This is a genomic window from Bacteroides sp. CAG:633 (genome assembly GCF_000435115.1).
Taxonomy (GTDB): Bacteria; Bacteroidota; Bacteroidia; order Bacteroidales; family Bacteroidaceae; genus Bacteroides; species Bacteroides ndongoniae.
In genome coordinates this window covers 1-2,127 of sequence record NZ_FR883040.1, presented here as the reverse complement: position 1 = coordinate 2,127, position 2,127 = coordinate 1, and the positions used below count along the sequence as shown (strand labels likewise).

Below are 2,127 nucleotides of genomic sequence, written 5' to 3'. Positions count from 1 at the left end.
ATGATAATATACAAAAGTTTTGTAGCAATTCGCATACGGCTAATATCATGTTCCGCACGAGCTAAATGACCAAAGTTCTCCCAGTAGAAAATAATCCATTCTAATTTGAATTTCAATAGATTTAAGAAATAATGATAATCGTAGTCCGAATTCTCATTCATGAACATTGCCCAAATCTGTAAGCGGTCTTTCCTTATGCCCTTTTGATACGCTTTCCATTCTTTTTCAGAGAGTCCTTTGCGAAGTATGAAATGAAATTGCTCTGACCAAGTTTCATCATCCATTGGGTTCACTTTCTTCTGATATAATGGATTTTTCCGCATGGATTCTTCCATATTTTGCACTTCTTTCCTTTTGACTTGTGCCCAATCTTGAAAATAGGATTGAGCATCTGTATATTTCTTTTTCATTTGCATGTGAGATTACTGTTTATTGTATAATGAACTCATTTTCTCCACAGATTGAATCATTTCTTCCCGAAAAGTTAAAGGAGCAAGCACCTCCACATCCGCCCCTCTTGAAAGTAATTCCTGTCGGAAGTCTAAGGTTGTTTTCATACGGTACTCAAAGATAGAATAATCTTCCGTTGTCTCAATTTCGTATTGGGAATGGTGCAAAGGCAAAGCACGAATATACTGTACATGCATCCCATAGACTTTAATCCGAATCGTTTCTAGTTTCTTGTTTTCAATCATAATGCCGAAATAGTCTGCAAAGTAGGCTTCCGGGGCAAAATCTTTAGGATAAACAAACTTCGTGTCTAAAGTAGTCAGTTGCTGTATTCTATCCAAAGAAAAGGTACGGATATTATTCCGTTCTTTGCAGAAACCAATGACATACCATCTTTGCTTAAATACTTTGATGCAATAAGGTTGCAGCGTATAGGTACTTAGTTCCTCATACCAATAGCTTTGATAATATAATTCTATTTCTAAGCCGTCACGCATGGCTTCAATAACAGACGTGAGATATTTTCTGCCGGAAGGAATCTCTTCAAACAGAATCCTGCGTTTCAAATGATGGCTTTCGTTTATCAGGTTATTGACCGCAAACGTATTAAGTAACCAGTTGCGGACACCTCCCTTTTGCATATCATCCGCATTCTCAATATAGTAGTAATAACCTCCCTTTCGGTTGCAGTTGATATTTATATCAAACACTTGTTCGATGGCTATACGCCAGTTATGAAAAGTCCTTAATGGAATATCTTCCCCTTCACTCAATCGTGAACGAAGCCAACGCTCGTTAATTTCCTCAAACGTGATTTTTCCGGCTCTGTAGATAGTATCTACCAACCAGATGTATTTGTCGAATAAATCTTTTGTCATACTATTCCTTTTTGTGAGTTCCTTCTACAAAATCAGCTATTTGAACAGTTTTTCAAGATGCTCTTGAATCATTTCTTCCATTTCTCCGTAATAAGTGATTTCCCAAAGCAATCCGGCGGTCAGTTCTTGTGGTCTGATTACTATATCATATTCAATGATAATCCTCATGCCTAATATTTCCGACCATTTAGGATATGTTGCCATAGGCTGACAAATTTCATCCCTATTTTTATCGTAGATGGAACAATTCATATCAATCAAAGGCGAGCATCCTTCCCAGCGGGATGCCAGATAGATGCAATACTTTGACTCTGACGGTTCAAGCAACTGAAGATACTGATACACTTTTCGATAAGCTTCCCAATCTATCTTCAGAAACGATTTGGGTGCATTCCTTTGATACAAGCTTTTGAAATCACTTAAAATATCATCAAAACAGAAACGTGTAAGCAAATACTTAAAGGTCAAATGTTCCATATCAACATCCATTAATCCATTACGCTTGTCATACGTAATTTCCCAAAGTAAGCCTGCTGTCAATTCTTCTAATGAAAGCACAATATTGCTATTGATGATGATTTCCATGCCTAAAATCTCTGACAAATAGGGATAGCTACCTATTCCTCGATAGTCGTAATCATTTCCTTCTTCATAATATAAGCAACAATTCAAACCTATAAATTGCAACTCATCCCAACGTTCACTTATTTGAATGGCATACTTAGATTTACCTTCTTTTTCTTTACGGATTTGTAAGTCTTGATATACATCCCGATAAATATCCCAATCTGTTTGCTCA

General features: G+C 36.6%; 3 protein-coding genes. All 3 read right to left on the bottom strand.

Annotation, left to right across the window (positions count from 1 at the left end):
- Nucleotides 1-410, bottom strand: a 410-nt coding sequence (locus QVP67_RS05530; protein WP_288179939.1) for a hypothetical protein, incomplete at its 3' end; no start/stop codon positions are given.
- A gap of 12 nt (nucleotides 411-422) precedes the next feature.
- Nucleotides 423-1,328: a WYL domain-containing protein gene (locus QVP67_RS05525; RefSeq protein ID WP_022162568.1), complete on the bottom strand. Its 906-nt coding sequence runs from the start codon at nucleotides 1,326-1,328 to the stop codon at nucleotides 423-425.
- A 36-nt stretch (nucleotides 1,329-1,364) separates the two neighbouring features.
- Nucleotides 1,365-2,127, bottom strand: a 763-nt coding sequence (locus tag QVP67_RS05520; RefSeq protein WP_288179938.1) for a DUF6557 family protein, incomplete at its 5' end; no start/stop codon positions are given.

Excerpts from the sequence above, each read along its gene's own strand:
- QVP67_RS05525 (WP_022162568.1), bottom strand. The coding sequence starts at position 1,328 with ATGACAAAAGATTTATTCGACAAATACATCTGGTTGGTAGATACTATC.